The 25,135-nt window shown below is 73.4% G+C and carries 20 protein-coding genes, 2 tRNA genes and 1 pseudogene; 16 read left to right on the top strand and 7 right to left on the bottom strand.

Features of this window, described 5'->3' with window-relative positions:
- Window positions 1-263: 263 nt before the first annotated feature.
- Complete coding sequence (locus tag QWJ13_RS32625) at window positions 264-1,886, top strand: NsdA family TPR-like regulatory protein (protein WP_316529132.1); 1,623 nt, start codon at window positions 264-266, stop codon at window positions 1,884-1,886.
- Window positions 1,887-1,900: 14 nt separating this feature from the next.
- On the opposite strand, the gene QWJ13_RS32620 is transcribed toward QWJ13_RS32625, so the two are convergent.
- Window positions 1,901-2,557, bottom strand: a complete 657-nt coding sequence (locus tag QWJ13_RS32620; protein WP_316529130.1) for a histidine phosphatase family protein — start codon at window positions 2,555-2,557, stop codon at window positions 1,901-1,903.
- A gap of 178 nt (window positions 2,558-2,735) precedes the next feature.
- Here QWJ13_RS32620 and QWJ13_RS32615 point away from each other — a divergent pair, with 178 nt between their 5' ends.
- The 3 genes from QWJ13_RS32615 (at window position 2,736) to QWJ13_RS32605 (ending at window position 7,259) form a co-directional block, all read left to right on the top strand.
- Window positions 2,736-3,965 (top strand): hypothetical protein, encoded by a 1,230-nt coding sequence (locus QWJ13_RS32615; protein WP_316529128.1) that lies wholly within the window; start codon window positions 2,736-2,738, stop codon window positions 3,963-3,965.
- Between the two features lie 304 nt (window positions 3,966-4,269).
- Window positions 4,270-5,868, top strand: a complete 1,599-nt coding sequence (locus QWJ13_RS32610) for a hypothetical protein (RefSeq protein ID WP_316529127.1) — start codon at window positions 4,270-4,272, stop codon at window positions 5,866-5,868.
- Between the two features lie 8 nt (window positions 5,869-5,876).
- Complete coding sequence (locus tag QWJ13_RS32605) at window positions 5,877-7,259, top strand: AAA domain-containing protein (protein WP_316529271.1); 1,383 nt, start codon at window positions 5,877-5,879, stop codon at window positions 7,257-7,259.
- 7 nt (window positions 7,260-7,266) lie between these two features.
- Here the strand turns inward: QWJ13_RS32605 and QWJ13_RS32600 are convergent, their stop codons facing one another.
- Window positions 7,267-7,578: a hypothetical protein gene (locus tag QWJ13_RS32600; RefSeq protein WP_316529125.1), complete on the bottom strand. Its 312-nt coding sequence runs from the start codon at window positions 7,576-7,578 to the stop codon at window positions 7,267-7,269.
- Between the two features lie 240 nt (window positions 7,579-7,818).
- On the opposite strand from QWJ13_RS32600, the gene QWJ13_RS32595 reads away from it, so the two are divergent.
- The 3 genes from QWJ13_RS32595 to QWJ13_RS32585 all read left to right on the top strand — a co-directional run bounded on the left by QWJ13_RS32595 (window position 7,819) and on the right by QWJ13_RS32585 (window position 9,066).
- Window positions 7,819-8,172: a DUF8844 domain-containing protein gene (locus QWJ13_RS32595; protein ID WP_316529123.1), complete on the top strand. Its 354-nt coding sequence runs from the start codon at window positions 7,819-7,821 to the stop codon at window positions 8,170-8,172.
- Between the two features lie 134 nt (window positions 8,173-8,306).
- A complete protein-coding gene (locus QWJ13_RS32590; protein ID WP_432277646.1) occupies window positions 8,307-8,924 on the top strand; it encodes a bifunctional DNA primase/polymerase in 618 nt (205 codons plus the stop codon).
- 68 nt (window positions 8,925-8,992) lie between these two features.
- Window positions 8,993-9,066 (top strand) — tRNA-Lys (locus tag QWJ13_RS32585).
- Between the two features lie 107 nt (window positions 9,067-9,173).
- On the opposite strand, the gene pgi is transcribed toward QWJ13_RS32585, so the two are convergent.
- Window positions 9,174-10,838, bottom strand: a complete 1,665-nt coding sequence (pgi, locus tag QWJ13_RS32580; RefSeq protein ID WP_316529122.1) for a glucose-6-phosphate isomerase — start codon at window positions 10,836-10,838, stop codon at window positions 9,174-9,176.
- Window positions 10,839-11,035: 197 nt separating this feature from the next.
- Window positions 11,036-12,619 carry a Na+/H+ antiporter gene (locus tag QWJ13_RS32575; protein WP_316529120.1) on the bottom strand — a complete coding sequence of 528 codons (1,584 nt, stop codon included), beginning with the start codon at window positions 12,617-12,619 and terminating at the stop codon, window positions 11,036-11,038.
- A gap of 158 nt (window positions 12,620-12,777) precedes the next feature.
- On the opposite strand from QWJ13_RS32575, the gene QWJ13_RS32570 reads away from it, so the two are divergent.
- Together QWJ13_RS32570 and QWJ13_RS32565 are read left to right on the top strand one after the other, a co-directional pair.
- Window positions 12,778-13,686 (top strand): NADP-dependent oxidoreductase, encoded by a 909-nt coding sequence (locus QWJ13_RS32570; protein ID WP_316529118.1) that lies wholly within the window; start codon window positions 12,778-12,780, stop codon window positions 13,684-13,686.
- 74 nt (window positions 13,687-13,760) lie between these two features.
- Window positions 13,761-13,834: transfer RNA gene (locus tag QWJ13_RS32565), tRNA-Lys, on the top strand.
- A 185-nt stretch (window positions 13,835-14,019) separates the two neighbouring features.
- On the opposite strand, the gene QWJ13_RS32560 is transcribed toward QWJ13_RS32565, so the two are convergent.
- On the bottom strand, window positions 14,020-14,469 hold the full coding sequence (locus QWJ13_RS32560) for a GtrA family protein (RefSeq protein ID WP_316529116.1): 450 nt from the start codon (window positions 14,467-14,469) through the stop codon (window positions 14,020-14,022).
- Window positions 14,470-14,683: 214 nt separating this feature from the next.
- On the opposite strand from QWJ13_RS32560, the gene QWJ13_RS32555 reads away from it, so the two are divergent.
- Window positions 14,684-16,111, top strand: coding sequence for a DUF2142 domain-containing protein (locus QWJ13_RS32555; RefSeq protein ID WP_316529115.1), 1,428 nt, complete (start codon window positions 14,684-14,686; stop codon window positions 16,109-16,111).
- Window positions 16,112-16,198: 87 nt separating this feature from the next.
- On the opposite strand, the gene QWJ13_RS32550 is transcribed toward QWJ13_RS32555, so the two are convergent.
- A complete protein-coding gene (locus tag QWJ13_RS32550; RefSeq protein WP_316529114.1) occupies window positions 16,199-17,827 on the bottom strand; it encodes a chitinase in 1,629 nt (542 codons plus the stop codon).
- Window positions 17,828-18,041: 214 nt separating this feature from the next.
- On the opposite strand from QWJ13_RS32550, the gene QWJ13_RS32545 reads away from it, so the two are divergent.
- On the top strand, window positions 18,042-21,260 hold the full coding sequence (locus QWJ13_RS32545) for a S41 family peptidase (protein WP_316529113.1): 3,219 nt from the start codon (window positions 18,042-18,044) through the stop codon (window positions 21,258-21,260).
- A 33-nt stretch (window positions 21,261-21,293) separates the two neighbouring features.
- Here the strand turns inward: QWJ13_RS32545 and QWJ13_RS32540 are convergent, their stop codons facing one another.
- Complete coding sequence (locus tag QWJ13_RS32540; RefSeq protein WP_316529112.1) at window positions 21,294-21,497, bottom strand: hypothetical protein; 204 nt, start codon at window positions 21,495-21,497, stop codon at window positions 21,294-21,296.
- 161 nt (window positions 21,498-21,658) lie between these two features.
- Between QWJ13_RS32540 and QWJ13_RS32535 the strand changes: the two genes are divergently transcribed.
- The 5 genes and pseudogenes from QWJ13_RS32535 (at window position 21,659) to QWJ13_RS32515 (ending at window position 25,077) form a co-directional block, all read left to right on the top strand.
- Entirely contained in the window at window positions 21,659-22,465 is an 807-nt protein-coding gene (locus tag QWJ13_RS32535) for a phosphoribosyl-dephospho-CoA transferase MdcG domain-containing protein (protein WP_316529110.1), read from the top strand.
- A 103-nt stretch (window positions 22,466-22,568) separates the two neighbouring features.
- Window positions 22,569-23,213 (top strand): dihydrofolate reductase family protein, encoded by a 645-nt coding sequence (locus QWJ13_RS32530; protein ID WP_316529108.1) that lies wholly within the window; start codon window positions 22,569-22,571, stop codon window positions 23,211-23,213.
- Window positions 23,214-23,355: 142 nt separating this feature from the next.
- A complete protein-coding gene (locus QWJ13_RS32525) occupies window positions 23,356-24,033 on the top strand; it encodes a peptidase inhibitor family I36 protein (RefSeq protein ID WP_316529107.1) in 678 nt (225 codons plus the stop codon).
- Window positions 24,034-24,188: 155 nt separating this feature from the next.
- Window positions 24,189-24,311 (top strand): annotated as a pseudogene (locus tag QWJ13_RS32520) (DUF397 domain-containing protein); the annotation flags it as partial.
- Window positions 24,312-24,339: 28 nt separating this feature from the next.
- Complete coding sequence (locus QWJ13_RS32515; protein ID WP_316529105.1) at window positions 24,340-25,077, top strand: VOC family protein; 738 nt, start codon at window positions 24,340-24,342, stop codon at window positions 25,075-25,077.
- Window positions 25,078-25,135 lie beyond the last annotated feature (58 nt).

Here is a 25,135-nt window from a genome sequence, read left to right as displayed (position 1 = left end):
GGCACTCCTGTACCTCGGGTCCGAAAGCCCGGCCGGGGGAAGGGGCCGCCGGGCTGGGACGGACCGGGGCGACGACGGCGCGGGCTTGTTTCCACGTACCAGGACAACGTGGTGAGCACACCGCAGGCCACGGGGCGCATTACAGCAAGGCATGGCATTTCATGGCAGATATCCCGCAACATCGCCCCTTTTGCCCGGTATTGATGGCAGATATCCCACCAACCGACTGTGGCCGCACGGTGACTCCGAGTACTCTCGGCGCCATGGCAGCCACCCCACCGGCCGAGCCGACCCGACCGTCCCCCAACGCGGTGATGCGCGCGCTGCGCGGCGACCGTTCACCCGGCGAGTTCGCCATGGCCGTCCGCAGGGCCGCACGCGAGATCGGCGAGCACGTGTCCTGCGACGCCCGCTACGTCGGACGGGTCGAGTCCGGTGAGATCCGCTGCCCCAACTACGCCTACGAGCGGGTGTTCCGGCACATGTGGCCGGGCCGCACGCTCACCGACCTCGGCTTCGCCCCCCGGACCGCCGTCCGCCGCCGCTCGGCGGACGGCCCCGGCGGGCCGGCCCAACTCCCTCCGCTCCACCCGACGTTCCCGCCCCTGCCCGCCCCGCGCTCCCCACTCTCCACTCAACTCCCGTACGCTGCCTCGCCGTACGCGGATCAAACCGCTCCGGATGGGTCCTCGTGGCACAGCCCCGCCGCGGCGCCCCGGGGGCCCGATGGATCGCCCTATCCTGACGAGGAGAACGACGACGTGCGTCGCCGTACGTTCCTGGCCGGCGGCACCACCGCGCTGGCCACCGTGATCGGCATCGATCTGCCGGCCGCGGCCGCCGGTCCGCGGGCCGGCGCCGCCGGTGTCTCCGGTGTGCTCACCGGCCAAGGCGCCGTTCCCGGTGCGGAGTTCACCGCGCCGTCACTGCTCGCCCCGGGGCCGGTGGTGCCCGGCCGGCCCGGTCCGGTGGCGCCGCTGCGCCGGATCGGCGCCGCCGAGGTGTGCGGTGTCGAACAGGCCGTCCGGCAGATCCGGCTGGCCGACGACGCGCACGGCGCCGACGCCCTGTACGAGCTCGCCGGGCAGTGGCTGCGCAACGCGTACGTGCTGCTCAACGAGTGCGAGTACAACCCCGAGACGGAGCGCCGGCTCCAAGCCGGGGCGGGCGAACTCGCCATCTCAGTGGGCTGGTTGGCGCATGACTCGAACCGGCTCGCGGACGCCCGCTCGTTCTACGCCGAGGCGCTCGCCACCGCCCGGATGGCCGGGGACTCCGCGCTGGAGGCGCACGTCTTCTGCAACAGCGCCTTCCTCGCCCGGGACGCCGGCCGCCCCCGCGAGGCGCTGCGGGCCGCGCAGGCCGGGCAGGTCGCCGCCCGGACGCTCGACTCCGACCGGCTGCTCGCCCTGCTGACCATGCGCGAGGCCGGCGCCTGGGCGCTGCTCCAGGACCGCGCCTCCTGCGAGCGCGCGATCGGCCAGGCGTACGCGCTGTTCGACCGCGGCCCCTGCGAGCGGGACCCGGAGTGGATGTCCTTCTTCGGCGAGGCCGAGATCGCCGGCCTCCAGTCGCAGTGCTGGTCGGCGCTCGGCGACTGGGACCGCGCCAGCGAGCAGGCCGGGCTGGCGATAACGCTCCAGAAGCCGCACTTCGTGCGCAACCGGGTGCTGTACACCGCCGAACTGGCCCACGACCGGCTCGGACGCGGCGACCTGGCGGGCGCGGCGTACCACGGCTCGGCCGCCGTGGCGCTGTTCGGCGACGTCCGCTCGGCCCGGATCCGGGGCATGCTGGCGCACACCGCCGGACGGCTGCGCCCGCACGTCACGGTGCCCGAGGTGCGCCGCTTCCTGGCCGACTACGACCGGGTGGCGGCCGCCTAGTCGGCGCCGGGCCGTCAGTGCCCGGCGGTCAGCCCCTCCAGGTGGGACAGGTCGTTCCAGACCTCCACCGCCGGAGCGCCGTACTCCCAGGACAGCACGCAGAGCGCGGCCGTACCGAGCTTGAACCGCTGGGCGTACTCGGGCGGCAGGCCCAGCCAGCGGGCGGTCAGGATGCGCAGCAGGTGGCCGTGCGCGAACAGGACGACGTCCCGGTCGGCGCAGTGCATCACGGTGGTGTCCGGGTCCGGGACGCCGTGCTCCTCGTTGAGGCCGGCCAGGAAGGCGTCCACCCGGGCGGCCACCTCGGAGAGCTTCTCGCCGCCGGGCACGCCGTCGCGCCAGATCAGCCAGCCGGGCTGGTCGGTGGCCCGGATGTCGGCGCCGGTGCGGCCCTCGTACTGCCCGTAGTCCCACTCCATCAGCTCCGGGCGCTCCACCGCGCGGTCGCCGAAGCCGGCCAGCTCGCAGGTCTCCACGGCCCGGCCGAGCGGGCTGGTGTAGACGAGCGCGTCCGGCAGCCCGTTCCAGGGGGCCTTGGCGAGGCGGGCGCCGAGGGCCCGGGCCATCGCGCGGCCCGCCTCGGTCAGCGGGATGTCGGTACGGCCGGTGTGGCGGCCGGTGGCGGACCACTCGGTCTCGCCGTGGCGGACCAGCACGATGCGGCAGGGCATGAGGGCTCCTAGCGGAAGGGTGGTGGCGACAACGGTCGGTCTCCCCATTGAGCACCGGGCTCCATGATCCCCCACCCGAACGGCGGCCACGATCGCGGGGCGGCACGGCACCGCGGCGGACCGGAACCTCGCGGTCCGCACCGCGTTGTCGGACCCGGATGCGACACTGGGCCGCACCATGAACGTCTCGACGAACGTCCCGCCCGGCGGGCCCGCTGAGCCGCTCGCCCAGCGGCTCGCGAAGCTGCGCGGACCGGCCCCGCAGCGCAGTCTGAACGCCCGCTCCCTCGCCGCGCTCGCCGCCAATCCGGGCTGCCACCGCCGCGCCGTACTCGACGCCGCCGGGGTGGACAAGTCGGCGCTGGCCGCCCGGCTCGGCCGCCCCGCCCCGTTCGGCCAGTCCCCCTTCGCCATCGCCCGCGGCCTCGTCTTCGAGTCCCGGCTGAAGGCGGACGACTACGCCGCGCTGCTGGAGCCGCTGCGCCACCACCTGGGCCTCCCGGTGGACGGCCACGCCCCGCTGCTCGTGCCGGACCTGCTGCACCGCTCCGGCCCGGCCGTGCGGGCCGACCGGACGACCGAGGCGCTGGCCCGGGCCGCCGCCGACCCGCGGGCCTGGACGCTGCTGGACCACCCGATGCTGCGCCTGGAGGTGGCCGGCAGCGCCGCCTACCTGGAACCGGACGCGCTGGTGGTGCACGGCGGGCGGTGCACCGTGGTCGAGATCAAGTCCTTCCCGGTGCTGGACGGCAGCGCGGACCCGGCCAAGGTCGGCGCCGCCGCCCGGCAGGCCGCCGTGTACGTGCTGGCGCTCCAGCAGGCCGCCGCCACCGCTGCCGGGCAGCCGCTCGCCGAGGACCCGTACAGCGAGCAGCGGTTGCCCGGCAGCCCGCGCACCAGCGTGCTGCTGGTCTGCCCGAAGGACTTCGGCAACCGGCCGACCGCGGTCACCGTGGACGTCCGCCGCGAACTGGCCACCACCCGCCGCCAGCTGAGCCGGATGACCGGCATCGGCCGGCTGCTGGAGGTGCTGCCGCCGGGCACGGACTTCGACCTGGCCGCCGACGAGGACGGCGCGCCGGCCCGGACTGCCGATCAGCTCGCCGCCTCGGTCGAGGCCGTGCCCGCCGCGTACAGCCCGGACTGCCTCTCCACCTGTGAACTCGGCTTCCACTGCCGGGCCCGGGCCCGCTGCGGCGACCGGGTCGAACAGCTCGGCCGGGGCGTGCGCGGCGAGCTGGGCAGCATCCGTACGGTCGCCGAGGCGCTGGCCGCCGCCGGCACCAAGGGCGAGGACCTCGACGGCACGGACGAGGCCGCCGAGCGCCTGGCCTACGCGGCCGCCCTGCGCGCCGAAGCGCTCGGAGCGGCGGGTCTGGGGACGGCGACACGGGGGGCCGATCGATGAACGAGCGCAGCGGGAGAACCGTCAAGAGGCGCGTGTGGGCGAATGCCCCTGCCGAGTGCAGCGAGGCGGGCGCATGAACGAGCGCAGCGAGCGAATCATCAAAAGGCGCGTGTGGGCGAATGCCCCTGCCGAGTGCAGCGAGGCGGGCGCATGAACGAGCGCAGCGAGCGAATCATCAAAAGGCGCGTGTGGGCGAATGCCCCTGCCGAGTGCAGCGAGGCGGGCGCATGAACGAGCGCAGCGAGCGAATCATCAAAAGGCGCGTGTGGGCGAATGCCCCTGCCGAGCGCAGCGAGGCGGGCGCATGAGTCTGCTGACCACCCTCGCCCGGCTGGAAGCCGTCCGCAGCGGCCGGGCCGAGCCGCTGGCCACCGTCCGGCACCGGCACCTGTCCGAGCGCCCGATGGTGATCGTCCCGCTGACCGCCGCCGGCGAGTCCGGCGCGCCGCTCGCCGTGATGCTCGGCACCGACCGGGACGCGCCCCGGCTGCACCTGGTGCCGCAGCCGCTCAACCGCGCTCTGCGTTCCGAGTTCCTGGCCGAGCTGGCCGCCGACCTGCTGCCCTACCTGGAGTCCTTCGCCGAGGACGTCGAGCGGATCGAGGGCTCCGAGAAGGACCCGGAGACCGGCGAGAAGACCCAGGTCTTCCGCGAGCTGTGCGCGGACGCCCCGCAGCTGGTCGTGCCCAACAGCGGGGGCGTGCACCACCTCGCCCTGATCGGCCGCTCGACCCGCTTCCGCCGCACCGCCGAGGACGCCGATCCGGGCCCCTACCCGGCGCCGGCCCGGGTGCCGCTGCTCGGCCGCTGGCTCACCCACTTCACCGACCGCGCCCAGGTGCCCGGCTCCTCGCTGCTGCTGCCGATGACCGGCCTGCTGGCCCGGCACTGGGCGACCGGCCAGAGCCATCTGGAGGACCAGCACCTGGCGGCCCGGCTCGCCTGGCACCTCCCGCCGGACGGCCTGTCCGGCGCGCAGGCGGCCGAGCTGGCCGAGTCCCACCGGGACGACCGGGGCCAGCTGATACATCCGCCGGCCGGCCCGGCCACCGACCCCCGCTTCGACGAGGCCGTGCTCGCCCCGGCGATCGGCCGCTATGACGCCGCCATGGGCGCGCTGCGGCACAGCGCCGAGCAGCACGACGAGGAGGCCGCCGGGCGCGCCCGGGTGGCCGTGCGAGCCGCGGTCACCGAGCTGGAGCAGGCGCTGACGGGTGTCCTGCTGCCCACCTGGCGGGACGTCTGGCACGGCCTGGACCTGCTGCGCGCCCTGCCGCCGGCCGCCCATCTGGAGGAGCGCTGGACCGGCGACCGCTGGTCCTACACCGGCCACCGGGACCGGCTGGCGGCCGGCGAGCCGCCGCAGCCCCGGCAGGACGACGCCGTCACCGCCGCCCGCAAGCTCGCCCAGCGCGAGCGTGAGCAGGCCCGCCTCGATGTCCAGGAGGCGCTGGACGACCCGCTGGCGATGGCCGAACACCGGCTGGCCGGCGAGGCGTTCAGCGGTGTGGTGACGGAGGTGGTGCCGGACTGGGATACCACCGGCCGCTCCCCCAAGCCGCGCCCGCTGGTCACCGTGCGCACCGCCGACCGCCCGCACGCGGACCTCGGCCGGGAGGCCTACCGTGTGCACAGCCCGTCCGCCCAGAAGGCGGAGATCGTCGCGGTGGACACCGCCGAGGGCACCCTCACCCTGCGGGTGCTCTCCGGCATGGGCCGCCGCAAGGAGCCAGAGCCGGGCAGCCTGCCGGAGCCCGGCGACACCGTCACCTTCACCCTGTTCGAATTGACGGTCCGCCAGTCCGCGCCGCTGCCCGAGCCGGACGACACCCCGTGGACCCACGGCGGCCCGCCCGGCACCGCGCCGGCACCCGCCCCGACCGTCTCCGAGGAGTGGGAGTGAGTCAGCCGATGCCCCCCGAGCAGACCCCCGGCCACCAGGCCCCCGGCGACCAGGCCCCCGGCGCGGCCGCCGACGCCGCCGTCGCCCGGATCCTGGCGGCCACCGTCCACCCGTCGGCCGGCGCCCCGCGCGGCGTGGTGGTGGACTCCCCGCCCGGCGCCGGGAAGTCGACGCTCGTGGTGCGGGCCGCCCGCGAGCTGGTCGGGGCCGGCGAGCGGCTGATGATCGTCGCCCAGACCAACGGCCAGGTGGACGACCTGGTCGGCCGACTGGCCGAGAAGGCGCCGGAGCTGACGATCGGCCGGCTGCACGCCGCGGACTCCAGGCCCGGCCCGGAGGTGCTGAAGCACGCCAACGTCACGCCCTCCGACAAGGTCGCCGACCTGGCCGAGCAGGACGTGGTGATCTCCACCTCGGCCAAGTGGCAGTGGGTGCGGGCCGAGGCCCCGTGGCGGCACGCGATCGTCGACGAGGCGTACCAGATGCGCTCGGACGCCCTGCTCGCCGTGGCCCGGCTGTTCGAGCGGGCGCTGTTCGTCGGTGACCCGGGCCAGCTGGACCCGTTCACCGTGGTCGGCACCGAGCAGTGGGCCGGCCTGTCGTACGACCCGTCCAGTAGTGCGGTGGTCACCATGCTGGCGCACAACCCGGAGATCGAGCCGCACCGGCTGCCGGTCTCCTGGCGGCTGCCCGCCAGCGCCGCGCCGCTGATCTCCCGGGCCTTCTACCCGTACACCCCGTTCCGCTCCGGCACCGGCCCGGACGACCGCCGGCTGACGGCCTCCGTACGGCCCGACGGCTCGGCCCTGGACGCGGTGATCGACCGGGCCGCCGAGCACGGCTGGGCCCTGCTGGAGCTGCCCGCCCGGCACACCGTACGGACCGACCCGCAGGCCGTGGCGGCCGTCGCGGCCACCGTCCGCCGGCTGCTGGATCGCGGGCTGACCGCCCACTCCGAGCAGGGCGAGGCCCCGCTCGCCGCGGACCGGATCGCCGTCGGCACCGCCCACCGGGACCAGGCCGCGGCCGTGCGCGCGGCGCTGCTCAAGGTGGGCGTGCCGGTGGACGGCGCGGCCGGCCCGGCCGTCACAGTGGACACCGCCAACCGGCTCCAGGGCCGCGAGTACGACGTCACCGTGGTGCTGCACCCGCTCTCCGGGCGGCCCGACGCGACGGCCTTCCACCTGGAGACCGGCCGGCTCTGCGTGCTCGCCTCCCGGCACCGGCACGCCTGCATCGTGGTGGGCCGGGCCGGGATCGCCGAGCTGCTGGACGAGCACCCGTCGACCGAGCCGGTGCAGCTGGGCGTCCCGGTGGCGTTTCCGGACGGCTGGGAGGCCAACCACCAGGTGCTGCACCACCTGAGCGGCCACCGGGTCCGCCTCCGCTAGGGGCCGCTCACTCGGTCTCGCAGACGGCGTAGGCCAGGACGGACCCGTGGGAGGCCTTGGCCCCCCACGTGGTCGCGTCCATGGACGGCCCGTTGTAGACCACCCGGTCGGCGTCGTCCTCCGGCGTCCACTGGTACCCGCCGCCGGTCAGGTGGGTGCCGCTCGGGCAGGTCGCCATCGAGAAGCCGCCGGGCTTGCTCGGCTCCCCCTCCACCACCGTCGCCGTCTCGGCGGCGACGGCGTGCGCCGCCCCGGCCGGGCCGAGGAGGACGGGGGCGGCCAGCAGGACGCCGGTGAACAGGGCCTTTCGCACGCGCATGGGGATCTCCCGGTTCTGCGGATGGTCGGTACGACCGGACACCCGGCCAACCGGTTCGCGTGCGACCAGGTCACCCGGCGCGCGAGTCATCCGGTCGGCGCGTGCCGGGGAATAGCGCTCGCGTGCGCACCGTTCCGCTACCGGCCCCCGCCGCGAGACAATGGACGGCGGCCACGACCGGGCGGCGCGGCCCGGAGCAGAACCCCCACCCCCCCACCCGAGACCCGGAGGTGTCCGTCCATGCCCGACTCCCCAGAGTCGACCGAGCCCACCAGGCGCCTGCGTCCGGCGCAGCTGCTGTTCGAGCCGGAGTCCGCCGAACCCGAGCCGGAACGATTCTTTGACCTGGAGTCGATCGAGGACCCGGCGGAGCTGCTGCGCCGTTCCACGGAGCTGGCCCTGGCCTTCCGGGCCGCCGCCGAGCGGGCCACGGACTTCCAGGCGGTCGCCGCCGCCCAGCTCGCCGATCCGCGCCGGTTCGACGCGCTCTCGGACGCCGAGGTCGCCCAGCGCGCGGACTGGACGACGGACTACGCCGCCAAGATGATCGAGTACGGCCGCACCCTGCTCCAGCCGCGTCGGCACGAGGACTGAGCACCCCACAAGAGCACCGGGCACGCGCCGCTGGCATATGCGCGGCGGGGAAGGGTACGCGGTTCCCCGCCGCGCTGTCCGGCGAACCGCGCTTTCCGCCACACCGGCGGTGCCCACCGCGCAGGCTGCTCTCCGTGAAGACCTGGACGCAACAGTCGGTGACGCAGCCCCCGGCGACGTACCCCTCGGCGGTGTACCCGTCGGCGATGCAGCCCTCGGTGGAGCACGTCGGCCCGGCCGGGGAGGCCTGGCTCGCCTCCGCCAGCGAGTACCCCCGGAGCATGCGCGCCCTGTGGGAGAGCCGCCCCTGGGCGCCCACCGTGCTGCCCTGCGGGCGCGCCTTCGACGTGATCAGCATGCCCTCGTTCTTCGGCCGCCAGGTGCTGGACGAGCTGTGGGCCTCCGGGCCCGGCAGCGGGCCGGTCGCCGGCCACCGGGGGCGGATCCTGCTGTTCGTCCAGCCGGGCGCGGCGCCCCGGCTGCGCCGGCTGCTGGCCTGGGAGGAGTGGGCCCGGGACGTGCCGCCGCTGCTGTGCCACGGCCGGGGGGACGCGGTGACGGTGCCGCCGCTGCAACGGATGGTGAACAGCCCGGACTCCCCCGGGCAGGGTGCCGGGCGGTGGATCGTCGCCCCGGAGCGGCGGGAGCCCCGACTGCCGGGCGCCGCGGTGGTGCTGTGGGCCTGTGTCCGGGCGGCGCGCGAGCCGGACGCGGCCGTTCCGGTCGGGGCGGCCGCCGTGACCAGGGGGTGAACGGGGGGCGGCCGGTATTCGATTTTGGCTCGGCCGCGGGGCGCTGCTAGAGTCTTCTCTGTCAGCAGGCGCCGCTAGCTCAGTTGGTTAGAGCAGCTGACTCTTAATCAGCGGGTCCGGGGTTCGAGTCCCTGGCGGCGCACAGACAGCCGGAAGGCCCCTTGCGAAAGCGAGGGGCCTTCCGGCGTTTTCGGCCCGGCCGGGAAGGCGCTGGGCCGCCCGCCGGAGCGAACGGCCCGGCGCTCACGCTCAGCGGCCGCGCAGCGCCCGGTAGCGGGCGACCAGCTCGGCGGTGGAGCTGTCCAGCCGCTCGGCGCCCTCGCCGGTGAGCAGCACCGGCTCGATCCGCTTGGCGAGCACCTTGCCCAGCTCGACGCCCCACTGGTCGAAGGAGTCGATGTTCCAGACCGCGCCCTGGACGAACACCTTGTGCTCGTAGAGCGCGACCAGCTGGCCGAGCACCGAGGGGGTCAGCTCCCCGGCCAGGATGGTGGTGGTGGGGTGGTTGCCCTTGAAGGTCTTGTGCGGGACGAGCTCGGCGGGCACGCCCTCGGCCACGACCTCCTCCGGGGTCTTGCCGAAGGCCAGCGCCTGGGTCTGGGCGAAGAAGTTGGCCAGCAGCAGGTCGTGCTGGGCGACCAGGCCCGGGAGCAGGTCGGCGACCGGCTTGGCGAAGCCGATGAAGTCGGCCGGGATCACCTTGGTGCCCTGGTGCAGCAGCTGGTAGTAGGCGTGCTGGCCGTTGGTGCCGGGGGTGCCCCAGACGACCGGGCCGGTCTGCCAGTCCACCGGGGTGCCGTCGCGGGTCACCGACTTGCCGTTGGACTCCATGTCCAGCTGCTGGAGATAGGCGGTGAACTTGGACAGGTAGTGCGAATAGGGCAGTACCGCGTGCGCCTGGGCGTCGAAGAACGCGCCGTACCAGACGCCGAGCAGGCCGAGCAGCAGCGGGACGTTCTGCTCCGCCGGGGCGGTGCGGAAGTGCTCGTCGACCAGGTGGAAGCCGTCCAGCATCTCGCGGAAGGCGTCCGGGCCGATGGCGATCATCAGCGAGAGGCCGATCGCCGAGTCGTAGGAGTAGCGGCCGCCCACCCAGTCCCAGAACTCGAACATGTTGACGGTGTCGATGCCGAAGTCGTGGACGCCCTGGGCGTTGGTGGACAGCGCGACGAAGTGCTTGGCCACCGCCTCGGTGCCGGCGTCCAGGCCGGCGAGCAGCCAGTCCCGGGCGGAGACGGCGTTGGTGAGGGTCTCGATGGTGGTGAAGGTCTTCGAGGCGACGATGAACAGCGTCTCGGCCGGGTCGAGGTCGCGGACCGCCTCGTGCAGGTCGGCGCCGTCCACGTTGGAGACGAAGCGCACGTCGAGGTCGCGCTTGGCGTACGAGCGGAGCACCTCGTAGGCCATCGCCGGGCCGAGGTCGGAGCCGCCGATGCCGATGTTGACGACGGTGCGGATCGGCTTGCCGGTGTGGCCCTTCCACTCGCCGCCGCGGACCCGGTCGGCGAAGGCGGCCATCTTGTCGAGGACGGCGTGCACGGCGGGCACCACGTTCTCGCCGTCGACCTCGACCACGGCGCCGCGCGGGGCGCGCAGGGCAGTGTGCAGGACGGCCCGGTGCTCGGTGTTGTTGATCTTCTCGCCGCGGAACATCGCGTCCCGCAGCTCGGCGACGCCGGTGGCGGCGGCCAGCTCGCGCAGCAGCTCCAGCGTCTCGTCGGTGACCAGCTGCTTGGCGTAGTCCACGTGCAGGTCGCCGACCTGGAGGGTGAAGCGGCGGCCGCGCTCCGGGTCGGCGGCGAACAGCTCACGCAGGTGGGTGTCGCCCAGTTCGGCCCGGTGCTTGGCCAGGGCCGCCCACTGGAGGGTGCGGTCCAGCGGGGTGCGGGAGGAGTCGGCGCGGGTCTCCGACATCGGTGGGTCCTCGATTCATCTGGGTGCAGAAAACCGGCAGGGCCAGGCGTGAGGGTTCGCCGAGGTCGTGCGGGTGGTGGTGGTGCGCCGACTCCGTTGACGGCCTGCCCGGGCTCAGCCTATGCAACCCCGGAGCCGCCCGCGCGCATTCCGCCCGGCGGACGGGAGCCGTCCGCCGGGCGGCAGCGGACGGCGCGTCACTTCCGCTCGGAGCGCAGGTCGAGCCCGCGCAGCACCTCGTCCACCAGCTCCGGATCGGCGCCGGGTTCGCTGCGGGCGATGAGGATCTCGCGGCGGGAGGCGGCGATCATCTCCTGCTCGACGTCCCGGGCGGCCCGCCACTGGGACAGCCGCAGCTTGGCCTCGGCGGCCTCCTCCTCGGCGTAGTTCTCGGGGCAGAGCCGGGCCAGCCGGTCGTGCTGACGGTCCCGCAGCCGGTCGGCGACCTCGGTGGGCAGCCGGTCCTGCTCCTCCAGCTCGCCGAGCCGGTTGAGCCCGGCCTTGGCGGCGCGCCACCAGAGCTGGCGCACGGCCTGCTCGTGCTTGTCCTGGTCGATGTCCAGTTCGAGCTTCTTGGCCAGCCAGGGCAGGGTGAGGCCCTGCACCAGCAGGGTGAACAGCACCACACTGAAGGCGATGAAGACCAGTCGGCCGCGCTCCGGGAAGTCCTCGCCGGAGTGCAGGGTGAGCGGGATGGCGAGCGCCAGGGCGACGGTGGCCACGCCGCGCATGCCGGACCACCAGAGGATCACGCTCTCCTTCCAGCTGAACGGCGTGTCCTCCTCGTCGCCGGAGCGCAGCCGCTTGGACAGCCAGCCGGCCGGCAGCAGCCAGAGCAGTCGGACCAGGACGACCACCCCGATGACCACGGCGGCGTCGCCGAGGAAGCCGGTCCAGCCGCGGCCGGCCTCCTTGAGCACGGTGGCCAGCTCCAGGCCGATCAGACCGAAGGCGACGCCGGTGATCAGGATCTCGACGACCTCCCAGAAGGCGTTGCCGACCAGGCGGAAGGAGACGGCGTCCGCGTCGGAGGCCCGCTCGGCGAGGTAGAGCGCGCAGACCACGACGGCGAGCACGCCGGAGCCGTGGATCTCCTCGGCGAGGGCGTACGCGGCGAACGGCACCAGCAGGTTCAGCGCGACCTGCTGGGTCGGGTCGTCCAGGCGCTCGGCGAGCTTCGTGTTGACCCAGCCGAGCGCGACGCCGACGACCACGGCCAGCACCGCGGAGAGGATGAAGCGCAGCACCGCGTCGCCGGCCGAGAAGTCGCCGCTGACCATGGCCTCGATGGACAGCGAGTAGATGACGATCGCGGTGACGTCGTTGAACAGCCCCTCGCTCTCCAGGATCGCCACCAGGCGGCGCGGCAGGCCGACGCTGCCGGCCACCGCGACGGCGGCGACGGGGTCGGGCGGGGAGACCAGCGCGCCGACCGCGATGGCGGCGGCCAGCGGCAGGGCGGGCAGCAGCCAGTGCACGGTGCCGGCCACGGCGACCGTGGTGACCACTACCAGGCCGATCGCCAGCAGCAGGATCGAGCGGGCGTTGGCCTTGAAGTAGCGCACCGAGGAGCGTCGGGCCACGGCGAAGATCAGCGGCGGCAGGACCAGGGGCAGGATCAGCTCGGGCTCGATGGTGACGTCCGGGATCTGCGGGACGAGCGCCATGGCGATGCCGAGCAGGGTCATGAGCACCGGTTGCGGCACTCCGGTCTTCCGCCCGAGTGGCATGGTCACCACGGAGGCGAGCAGCACCAGGAAGAACAGGGGCAGCTGGCCCACGGGGAGGTTCCTCTCGACGATGGACGGCTGAGCGCCGTCCAGGATAAATCTGACAATGTGCACATTGATGTAGACACGCTGGACAACTCCTTGACCTCAAGTGCACTTCAGGCCCCAGGATCGGACATCGAAACGATCGAGAAGGGGTGGGAAGAGGTATGAAGGCGGTCACCGTGACGGGGTCCGGCGGTCCCGAGGTCCTGCGGGTCACCGAGGTGCCCGACCCTCAGCCCGGACCGGGCGAGGTGCGGGTGCGGGTGTACACGGCCGGGGTGCAGCCGGTCGACCTCGCGATCCGCGAGGGGTTCCGCCCGCCGGGCCTGGCGGTCGAGCCGCCGTTCGTCCTCGGCAACGAGTTCGCCGGGGTGGTGGACGCCCTCGGGCCGGACGCCGACGGGTGGCGGATCGGGGACGAGGTGCTGGGCTTCCGGGTGCTGGGCTGCCAGGCCGACCGGGTCACGGTGGACGCCGGCCGGCTGGTCGCCAAGCCGGCCGGGATGCCGTGGGAGCAGGCCGGCTCGCTCTCCGCCTCCGGGCAGACCGCGCACGTGGCACTCACCGAACTCGGCGTCGGCCCGGACGACACCGTCCTGGTGCACGGCGCCGCGGGCGGGGTCGGCACGGTCGCCGTCCAGCTGGCCCGGGCCCGGGGCGCCACGGTGATCGGCACCGCCAGTGGGCGCAACCACGACTACCTGCGGGAGTTGGGCGCGGTACCGGTCGCGTACGGCGAGGGGCTGGTCGAGCGGGTCCGGGCGGCGGCGCCGCAAGGGGTGACGGTGGCCTTCGACGCGGCCGGGCGGGGCGCCCTGGAGGCCTCCGTCGAACTGGTCGCCGACCGGAGCCGGATCGGCACCGTGGTCGACTACCCGGGCGCCGAGCGGCTGGGCGTCCGGGGGCTGCGGGGCGAGCGGACGGCCGGGCGGCTGGCCGAGCTGGTGGAGCTGTGGGAGGCCGGCGGGCTGCGGCTGGAGATCGCGGAGTCCTTCCCGATGGGCCGGGTCGCCGAGGCCCACCGGTTGGTCGGCGCCGGGCACGTCCGGGGCGAGGTGGTGCTGACGATGTGAGTCCGCCGGGCCGCCCGCTCCGGGCCGATTATGGGTTTCGGCCGCTGACCAGGTAATGTTCTCCACGTCAGCAAGCGCCGCTAGCTCAGTTGGTTAGAGCAGCTGACTCTTAATCAGCGGGTCCGGGGTTCGAGTCCCTGGCGGCGCACAGACAGCCGGAAGGCCCCTCGTGAGAGCGAGGGGCCTTCCGGCGTTTCCGATGCCCTCGAAGCCTCCGGCGCCTCCGTGGGCTCCGGCGCTTCCACTGGCTCCGGCGCTTCCGGCGACCGGATTCCGGAACTCCGTTCGACTCCCGCCGGCGCGGGAGTCACGTGACTGCGACCTGTTTCGCTCCTACACGCCGGATCGGTCGGTCTTGAAGACCCAGTGCTTGTAGCCGAGGAAGTTCACCACGGAGAGAACGGCGAGAACCACGGCCCTGGCGATCAGGTAGTTGGTGCCGAGCTTCACGAGCCCGCCGACCAGAACCACGGTGCCGACCCAGTTGCCACTCGCCATGATCAGGTAGCGAACAGTCTGTCCGCCGATCGGAGAGGTGCTCTCGAACGCCCACAGTCTGTTCAGCAGGAAATTGGTGACGAAGCCCGCCAGTACGGCCACGAACGTGGACAACGCCAGCTGGAAGTGGGACACACCGTGCAGCAGGTACAGCGTTCCCATGTCGACAGTCGTGCTGATACCGCCGGCGAACAGAAATCGCACCACGTGGTTTCGCAGAACTCTGGCGAGGCCCCCGGTCGCACTCGGCTCGGACGCTGCGGGTGTCGAATCAAGTGCAGTCACAGTCGCACATGTTAGAGGTTTCCGGAACCGCCACCGCACGGGCCCCGGGTCGTTCGCGCCGCCCCACTATCGTGGTGCGGTGCCTGATTACTCCTCCGCCGTCGCCTCGCGGCCGCGCTCCCCGGATCCCCGACCCGGCCCCGGCCGCGCTCAGGGGTCGATCCGTTCGAAATTCCGCCCCACCTGGTGGCTCCCTTTCGTCGGATTCTTCCTGTTGTGTGCCGGTTGGGCCCTTGCCGCCCCGTATGACGCGAGCCCCGACGAGGCGCAGCACATCATCAGGGCGGCCGGCGTCGCCCGCGGTGAGTTCGCGCCGAAGCCCGAGACGGTGCCCACGGGCACCGGCGCCTACCAGAACGTCCCGGCCACCCTGGTCAGGGACAACTGCTGGGCGTTCAACGAGGCCGTCTCGGCGGCCTGCGCGCAGGCACCCGAAGGGGACGAGCACGTGGTGCGGGCCGCCACCCGCGCCGGCCGGTACAACCCGGTGTTCTACGCGGCGGTCGGCTGGCCGCTGGCGCTCTGGCCGAACTGGCTGGGGATCACCCTGGCCCGGCTGATCAGCGCGGGCCTGGTCTCGGCGCTGCTGGCGAGTGCCGCGCACAGTGCCGTCGCCTGGACCAGGCACCGGATCACGGCCGCCGGCGTCCTGGTCGCGGTGACCCCGATCACCGTCCACCTGGCGGGCTCGGTCAACCCCAACGGGGTCGAGATCGCGGCCGGCATGGCCCTCATCGCCGCCCTGATCCCGACCATGCTGGACCCGGAGCAGCCGCTGCGCCGCGCGGCGATGGTCCAGATCGGGATCGCCGGTTCCACGCTCATGACCCTGCGCGCGCTCGGGCCGCTCTGGTGCGCGGCGATCGTCGGGATCATGCTGGTCCCCGCGAAGCGGGAGCGGCTGCGGGCCCTGCTGCGCTTCCGCCCCGCCCGGTGGGCCGCGGGCTCGCTGGCCGTCACCGGTGCCGTCGGCGTCCTGTGGACCGTCGCCATGAAGACCTCCGAGCTCTCCCCCGTCGGCGGCGGCGACGTCAGCTTCGCCCAGGGCCTGCGGCACGAGGTGGTCCTGCAGTGGGCCGCCTACACCCAGGAGATGATCGGCATCCTGTCGTGGCTCGACACCAAGCTGCCGAGCACCCCCTACTTCCTCTGGTACCTGGCGTTGGGCGCCCTCATCCTGCCCGGCTTCGCCTTCGCCGGCCGGGGCGACCGCTGGCGGATGCTGGCCTTCTTCGCGGTGCCCTTCGGCGTCGTCACGATCTCCGACGCGATCGCCGCGCACGAGGTCGGCTTCGCGGGCCAGGGCCGGTACCTGCTTCCGGTGGCGGTCGGCGTTCCGCTGCTCGGCGCGTTCCTGCTGGGCCGCAGCGGCGTCCTCGACCAGAACCGCTCGGCCTCGCTGTTCCGGGTCCTCGCCCTCCTGGTGCTCCCGATCCAGCTGGCCTTCCTCGGCTACACCATGATCCGCTGGCAGGCCGGGCAGGGGCACGCGCTCACCTACACCCCGCTCAACCCGCTGGCCGGCAGCTGGCACCCGCCGACCGGCTCGGCCACGGCGCTGGGCGCCGCTGTGCTGGGCTGTGCGGTGCTCGGCGTCTGGGCCTGGACCTCCATCCGGCGCACGAAGGTCGCGGCCGCCTAGGAGCCGCTTCCGGGCGCGCGCGACGTCCCCCTGTCCTGGTGCGGGACAGGGGGACGTCGTGTATCCACCGGCTGGGGTCCCGGTCGGTCAGCGGCCGAAGTAGCCGTTGAAGTTCTTGGAGAACTCCTGGCCGCCGAACCGGTCCCAGTTGATCGACCAGGTCATCAGCCCGCGCAGGTTCGGCTGGGCTCCCGCCCGCGGCACGTACGCACCGCAGTTGGCCAGCTTGGTGAGGCAGTCGAGCGCCTTGTTCACCTCGGCCGGGGCGACGTAGCCGTTGCCCGCGTTGGTGGTGGCCGGCATGCCGATGGCGATCTTGGAGGCGGGCAGCGGCGGGAACATGTTGCCGGTGTTGCCCGCCACCGGGAAGCCGTTGAGCAGCAGGTCGGTCATCGCGACGTGGAAGTCGGCGCCGCCCATCGAGTGGTACTGGTTGTCCAGGCCCATGATGGAGCCGGAGTTGTAGTCCTGGACGTGCAGCAGGGTGAGGTCGTCGCGCAGCGCGTAGATGACCGGCAGGTACGCCCCGGCGCGCGGGTCCTGGCCGCCCCAGGGGCCGGATCCGTAGTACTGGTAGCCGAGTTGGACGAAGAAGGTCTCCGGCGCCATGGTCAGCACGAAGCCCGGACCGTACTTGGCCTTGAGGGTCTTCAGCGCGGAGATCAGGTTGACGACGACCGGGCTGGTCGGGTTCTTGAAGTCGGTGTCACCGGTGTTGAGGGAGAGCGAGTGCCCCTCGAAGTCGATGTCCAGGCCGTCCAGGCCCCACTTGTCGATGATCGCCGAGACCGAGCTGACGAAGGTGTCCCGGGCGGCGGTGGTGGTCAACTGGACCTGACCGTTCTGGCCGCCGATCGAGATCAGCACCTTCTTGCCCTGGGCGCGCTTGGCGGCGATGGCGGCCTTGAACTCGTCGTCCGACTCGACGCTCGGGCACTCGGTGGCCGAGCAGCGGTTGAAGCGGATGTCGCCGGAGGTGACGGAGGTGGGCTCGCCGAAGGACAGGTCGATGATGTCCCAGGAGTTCGGGACGTCGGCCATCCGGGTGTAGCCGGCGCCGTTGGCGAAGCTCGCGTGCAGGTAGCCGACCAGGGCGTGGCTGCCGGCGGGCGGCGGGGTGGTGGCGGTGCCGGTCGGGGTGGGGGTGGGCGTGGGCGTCGGCGTGGGCGTGGGGGTCGGCGTGGGCGTCGGGCTGGGGGCGCCCGGGCCGTCCAGCGAGATGTCGTCCGCGTAGTAGGTGCCCTGGCCGTACCAGCCGTGGGTGTAGACGGTGGCGCTGGTCTGGGTGGCTCCGGTGGTGAAGCCGACGCTGAGCTTCTGGTACGAGCCGCCGGTGCCCGGCGTCCAGGTGCTCGGGCCGCCGCCGTCCACACCCAGGTAGACGTACGAGCCGTTGACCCAGGCGCTGAGCGTGTAGGTGGTGTTCGGGGCGACGGTGACGGTCTGGGAGCACTGGGCGGTGTCGCCGGCCGTGGCGGCCGCGGCGAGCGCGCGGCTGCCGCTGTGCACCGGGCTGGTGACGACGCTGCCGGAGTTGCCGGAGCAGTTCCAGGGGCCGAGGGAGCCGGACTCGAAGCCGCCGTTGGCCAGGAACTCGCCGGCCGAGGCGGCGGGCGCCAGGCCCAGCGTGACGCCGACCAGGGTGGCCGCGGCGACGGCGGAGGCGGTACCGGCGGCGATCGTGGCACGGCGTTGTCTGGGAAGGGTTCTGCGCATGCGGGCGCTCCTGCGATGGCGTGGTCGTGGGGGAGGTCCGAGGGCACGCCGGAGCACGCGCCAGTGGGGGGAACGGCCCGGCCTGGCACCCAAGTTGGACTAGACCACTGAAGTGGATGCGGCCGTGCGGTGTCAATGGTCCAGACCGCTGCCGGATGCTCGTGGTACCGCTTCTCCGGTTGCCGGGTGTGACACCCCGTCGAAGGATGGAGGAGTGACCCCGCCCGGCTACCTCCGCCACCCCCACCTGCACGGCGGCCTGCTCACCTTCACCGCCGAGGACGACGTCTGGGTCGCCCCGCTGAACGCCGACGCCAGCGGCACCGGCCGGGCCTGGCGGGTCGGCTGCGACCGCACCCGGGTCAGCCACCCCCGGTTCTCCCCCGACGGCACCACCCTCGCCTGGACCGGCTGGCTCGCCCCGACCCCCGAGGTGTGGACCGCCCCGGTCGAGGGCGGCCCGGCAAGCCGGCTCAGCTTCTGGGGCAGCCAGGACACCCGGGTGCGCGGCTGGCTGCCGGACGGCGAGGTGCTGGCCGTCACCTCCTACCACGAGCCCTTCGCCCACTACACCTGGGCGCACTCCCTGCCGCCGGACGGCTCCCCCGGCCGCCGGATGCCCTGGGGGCCGGTCGGCGACGCCCAGATGAGCCGCGAACGGACCGTGCTGCTCACCGGCACCGCCCCGCACGGGCCCGCCGCCTGGAAGCGCTACCGGGGCGGCGCCACCGGCCGGCTCTGGGTGGACGGCGAAAGGATCCTCCCCGACCACACCGGGCACCTCGCCGCCCCCATGCCCGTCGGCGAGCGGATCGCCTTCCTCTCCGACCACGAGGGCATCGGCAACGTCTACTCCTGCCGCCCGGACGGCACCGACCTGCGCCGGCACACCGACCACGCCTCCTACTACGCGCGCGAGGCCGCCACCGACGGCACCCGGATCGTCTACCAGCACGCCGGCGACCTCTGGCTGCTCGACGACCTGGCCGCCCCCGCCCCGCGCCGGCTGCACGTCCCGCTCGGCGGCGCCCGGGCCGGCCGCCGCCCCTACCAGGTCAACGCCGCGGGCCAGGTCAAGGACCTCGCCTGCGACCAGACCGGCCGGACCGGGGTGATCACCGTGCGCGGCAGCCAGTACTGGCTCACCCACAAGGACGGCCCCGCCCGCGCGCTCGCCGACACCCCCGGGGTGCGCACCCGGCTGCCGGTGGTGCTCGGGCACACCGGCGAGGCCGCCTGGATCACCGACGCCCAGGGCGCCGACGCGATCGAGGTGATGCCGCTGCCCGGACACGACCGCTCCCCCCGGCCGGCCGGCGCGGAACTGCACCGGCACCGGGTGATCGCCGCCGGGCGGATCGGCCGCGTCCTGGAACTCACCGCCTCCCCCGACGGCAGCCGGCTCGCCGCCGCCACCTCGGACGGGCGGCTGCTGCTGGTCGCCTCCGCCGACGGCGAGGTGCGCGAGGTCGCCGCCTCCGGCTACGGCCCGGTCTCCAGCGCCCGCTTCTCCCCCGACTCGCACTGGATCGCCTGGTCCGAACCGGTCGCCGGGCGCTCGCTGCGCCGCATCCGGCTCACCCGCGCGGATGCGCCCGGAGCGACCACCGACATCACCGAGGGCCGCTTCGAGGACGAGCAGCCGGTGTTCACCCGGGACGGCCGCTACCTGGCCTTCCTGTCCTGGCGCGGCTTCGACCCGGTCCACGACGTGCACACCGGCGACCTCTCCTTCCCGCTCGGCTGCCGCCCGTACCTCGTCCCGCTGGCCGCCGACACCCCCTCCCCGTTCACCGCCCCCGCCGAGGACGGCGCCCCGCACGGCGGCGGCGACGGCACCGTGCGGGTCGACCCGGAGGGCATCGGCGAACGACTGCTCCAATTCCCGGTGATCGCCTCCAAGTACTCGGCCACCGACGCGGTGCGCGGCGGCCTGGTCTGGCTGCGCTGGCCGATCTCCGGCACCCTCGGGCAGACCTTCACCAGCCCGGACGACACCTCCGGACGCCCCTCACTGGAGCACTTCGACCTCGCCCGGGGCACCCGCAGCACCCTGGTCGACAAGCTGGACGGCTACGCCGTCTCCGGGGACGGCGGCTCGATCTCGGTCTACTCGGCCGGCACCCTGCGGGTCATCCCGGTCGGCGCCCCCTCCGCCGGGACCAGCGTCGACCTGCGCCGGATCACCCACACCGTGCACCCCGCCGCCGAATGGCGCCAGGCCTACCACGAGGCCGCCCGGATCGTCCGGGACCAGTTCTGGGACGAGCGGATGTCCGGCCTGGACTGGCCCGCGCTGGTCGCCCAGTACGAACCGCTGCTGGACCGGGTCTGCACCCCCGACGACTTCGCCGACCTGCTGCGCGAACTCCTCGGCGAACTCGGCACCTCGCACGCCTACGTCACCCCGTCCCGGCGCGCCGAGGGCCCCACCCTCGCCCAGCAGCCGCTCGGCCTGCTCGGCGCCAACGCCCACCGCTCCCCCGACGGCCGCTGGCTGGTCGACCGGGTGCTGCCCGGCGAGACCTCCGACCCGCGCGCCCGCGCCCCCCTGGCCGCCCAGGGCGTCAAGGACGGCGACGAGTTCCTGGAGGTCGGCGGCCGCCCGGTGGACCCGCTGCGCGGACCGCTGCCGCTACTGGCCGGCACCGGCGCCGGCACCCTCGAACTGGCCCTGCGCACCGGTGGGCCTGAGGGTGCGGTGCGGCGGATCGTGATCACCCCGCTGACCGACGAACGGCCGCTGCGCTATCAGGACTGGGTGACCAAACGGCGTTCCCTGGTACGGGAGTTCAGCGACGGCCGGTGCGGCTACCTGCACATCCCGGACCTCGGCGGCTCCGGCTGGGCCCAGTTCAACCGGGACCTGCGGCGCGAGCTGGACAAGCCCGCGCTGGTACTGGACGTACGCGGCAACGCCGGCGGCAACGTCTCCGAACTGGTGCTGGAGAAGCTCACCCGGCACGTCCTCGCCTGGGACTTCACCCGCGACCGCCGCCCGGTCCGCTGGCCCCGGCACGCCCCGCGCGGACCGCTGGTGGCGCTGGCCGACGAGGCCACCAGCTCGGACGGCGACGTGATCATCGCGGCGATCAAGCTGCTCGGGCTCGGCCCGGTGATCGGCACCCGCACCTGGGGCGGGGTGGTCGGGATGACCGGGCGGCACACCCTCGGCGACGGCACCCAGATCTCGGTGCCGAAGAACGCCTCCTGGTTCGGCGGCGGGCTCGGCTGGTCGGTGGAGAACCGGGGCGTCGAACCGGACGTGCACGTGCTGCGCGCCCCCCGCGACTGGGCCCGGGGGCGCCACCCCGACCTGACGGCCGCCGTCCAGCTGGCCCTGGACCTGCTGGAGGACACCCCCGCCGCGGCGCCCCCGCCGGACTCCACGCCCCGGCCGGACCTGCGGCGCCCGCCGCTGCCGCCGCGCTGAGCGTCGGAGGTCCTCAGTCCCGGTCGGAGGTCCTCAGTCCCAGGGGTCGCCCTCGGCCGTCATGTTCTCGGCGGCGCGCCGGTCGGCCTCCTCCTGGGCGAGCTTCTCCTCCGACTCGCGCTTGCGCTCGACGTCGCTGCTGTACGCGTCGGCGGCCTCGTCGTGGGCGAGCGCCGCGCGCTCGGTCGGGTCGGCGGTCTCGTGCGTCCTGTGACGGAACCTGTCGAAGATGCCCATGACTCCTCCTCCGGACAGCATCCCGGGCTGCCCCCACTCTCACACCGGCCGCCCGGCAGCGCACCTTGAGCCTTTGGTCCCTGATGGACGCGCCCAACGTCCGTAGCCGGGGGCCACGGGCCGGGCGCACATTGGGGCCGTCGGCCGAAAAGGAGCCAGCTGTGACCGTCGCACACCCCGGAAGCCCCATCCGGCGCACCGCCGAGGACCAGCACGACGGACCGCGCCGCCGGGTCGGCCCGCTGGCCGCGCTGGACGGCCGGCTGCCCGGCGCCCACGACCTGCTGCTGATGCAGTGCCCCAGCTCACTGCGCCCCTTCGCGGGCGGCGAACTGCCCGACTGGGCACGGGCCGTCCTGCGGGCGCACCCCTGGGTGACGGTCGGCCGGGCGCCCGCCGTGGTCGGCAGCCCCCTCGATCTGCCGCACCCCCAGCGCTGCACCCGGGACTCGGAGGCCGCGCCGGAACTCTGGTTCCCGGTGACCGTCCGCGGCCCGCGCCCCGGCCAGCGGCTGGACGCCCTCGCCCCCTGGGCGGCGGTCGCCCGCACCCTGCGGCCCGAACAGCTCCCCGAACGCCGCGAGCGCCTCGCCCCCGAACGCCTGGCCGGCATCCCGGCCCTGGCCCTGCTCCCCGAGGTCGGCCGGCTGGTGGCGGACCACCGCCTGCAGTGGGGCCCGATCGGCGCGGTCGGCTACGAACTGGGCAGCGGCCTGCCCGTCACCGGAGCGCTCAGCCCGCTGCGGCTGGTGCTGCGCTCCCCGCAGCCGATCAGCCGCCGCGACGCGCTGCAACTGCGCCGGGCCCTGACCAAGCTGCCGGTGCCGGTGCAGGCCGAGCTGGAGACCCGGCACGGCGCGGTCCAGCTGGCGGAGTACGCCTCCGGGCAGCTCAGCCTCACCCTGCTGACCCCGGACGGCCCCCGGGAGGTCCACGACCCGTGGTTCCCCCGGGGCCCGTTCGCCTGACGTCCCGGAAAACCCTCGGGGCCGATGTCGATCCGGCGGCCTCCGCTCCGACGTCCTGGTGTGCGGCACCCGGTCGCACCACGACGACTGCCGAGGCACCGCCATGGACCGACTACTCCGAGTGATGAACTTCAACGTCTCCGCCGACGGCATCGCGGCCGGCGAACACCAGAGCCTGGAGCTCCCGTTCGGCCTCGACCACCCCGAGCGGCTGTTCTCCTGGGCCGGAGCCACCGCGAGCTGGCCGATGCGGACGGACCCCGGGGGCAGCCGGGGCCTGGACGACTACTTCACCCGCGACTTCGCCCGCAACATCGGCGCCGAGATCATGGGCCGCAACAAGTTCGGCCCCCAGCGCGGCCCCTGGCAGGACCACGAGTGGCAGGGGTGGTGGGGCGACGAGCCGCCGTTCCACACCCCGGTGTTCGTCATGACCCACCACGCACGGCCGTCCTTCACCCTCTCCGACACGACCTTCCACTTCGTCGGCGGCGACCCGGCCGAGGTGCTCGACCGGGCCCGCGAGGCGGCTCGGGGCCGGGACGTCCGCCTCGGCGGCGGCGTCACCACCATCCGCCGGTTCCTCGACGCCGACCTCGTGGACACCCTGCACATCGCGGTCTCCCCGGTGACACTCGGCTCCGGCCTGAAGCTCTGGGACTCTCCCGACGAACTGCTCGACCGCTTCCATCTGGAGGTGGTGCCCAGCCCGAGCGGCGTCACCCACCACCTCTTCTGGCGTCGCTGATCCGGCCCTCTCCGCCATTTCGGTGCTTCAAGTTCCTGCAATTGCATGTTTATCAGTTCGCAAAGTCGATAACGTGCACGCCTGTACCGCGGCGGGGAGGGCCGAACGGCTGAGACCGCGGTACACACACGAGAGGTTGTCCATGAAGCTCCGCAGCATCGCCACGGGGGCCGGCGCCGCCGTCCTCCTGCTCGGCTGGTCGATACCCGCCCAGGCCGCAGGCAGCCCCAACCCGGGCGTCACCAGCCGTGTCTCCACGCCCGAAGAGGAGGCGCGGCACCAGGAGGGGCTGGCGAAGTCCACCGGCGAGGTCACCGTCCTCTACCACGGGCAGCACGTGAAGATCAGCTCCGCGTGGGCCCAAGGCGCCCAGAACTGCACGGAGTTCGGCGCCGGGGACAACCGCTGCTTCGACACCGCGGCGGAGGCCGACCGGGCCACCGCCGAGTTCGACGCCGCCCGCCCGAAGCCCCTCGCGCCCCAGGGCGCGTCCGCCGCCCAGACGGCGCCGTCCCTCGTGAACGACTCGTCATGCCTGTCGGGCTGGGTCTGCATCTACGCCGACATCAACTTCGAAGGCCGCAAGCTCCAGTGGTCCTCGGCGGGCCAGAAGAACCTCGACGAGTGGAGCTTCCGGGACCAGGCCAGCTCCGCCTGCAACGTCAAGAACCAGGGCGGGTTCACGCTCTACGACGAGCGCGACTTCATGCCCGACCCGGGGCTGATCATCGGCCTGAAGACCTGCTCCCCGGACTTCACGCAGATCGGCTACCAGTACGGCGGGAACTGGAACGACAAGGCCGACTACATCGTCGTCTGACAGCAAGAGGCGAGGCTCCCGCGCCGAAAGGCCGGGAGCCTCGCCGGCACCAGGGCGTGAAGCCTTGAAGCGCTCCATCGCAACCGACTACGCCCGGCCGGACGACACCGCCACCCGCAACATCACCTCGCGCCCGCACCGCCTCCCTCGCCGACTGGCCCGCCACCGTCCCCGTACGCGACTCCAAGGACCCCGACGGCCCGGCCCTGACCTTCCCGTGCGACGCCTGGCGCTCCTTCGTCTCCGCTCTCCAGGCCGGCGAGCTCGACTCCATCTGAATCGTCGGCAGCTCCTAGGATCTGCGGCATGGCAACAAGACTCGTGCAGATCAACATGAAGGCCCACGACAACACCGCGCTCGGCCGGTTCTGGGCGGAGGTACTCGGTTGGGGTGTCGACAACGAGGCACCCACCGTCACCAATCTCGAACCCGTGGGCTTCACCTACCCGGCCCCCGAGGCCGTCTGCATCGACATCGTCGCCCGCCCGGAAGCCAAGACGGTGAAGAACCGGGTACACCTTGACCTGGCCACCACCTCGACCGCCCATCAGGCGGAGCTGGTCGCGCGACTGAAGGATCTCGGCGCGACGCTCGCCGATGTGGGTCAGGGCGACGTCCCGTGGACGGTCATGGCCGACCCGGAGGGCAACGAGTTCTGCGTCCTGGATCCCCGCCCGATCTACCGGAACACCGGGCCGATCGCCGCCGTGGTGGTCGACTGCACCGACCCCCGAGAGATGGCCCGGTTCTGGGGCCAGGCGATGGACTGGACGCTGCACGAAGTCACCGACGACCACGCGACCATGCGATCCGCCAAGGACGTCGGCCCCTACCTCGAATTCGTCCGCACCCCCGACACCAAGAGCGTGTGGAACCGCGTCCACCTCGACATCCGCCCCTACCCCGATGACGACCTGGCCACAGAGGCAGCCCGACTGCGCGCCCTGGGCGCCACCGACCCCGACTTCGACCAGTCCGCGATCCACTGGACGGTCCTGGCCGACCCGGAAGGCAACGAGTTCTGCCTCCTCGCTCCTCGCTGACCTTGACCGATCGTCCACGGCATCCGGGGCGACGGCTCGTTCTGAACCGGGGCCCACG

It is taken from the genome of Kitasatospora brasiliensis, from assembly GCF_032654805.1.
Lineage (GTDB): Bacteria > Actinomycetota > Actinomycetes > Streptomycetales > Streptomycetaceae > Kitasatospora > Kitasatospora brasiliensis.
The sequence above is the reverse complement of the archived record's forward strand: the minus strand, read 5'-3'. Positions and strand labels throughout refer to the sequence as shown.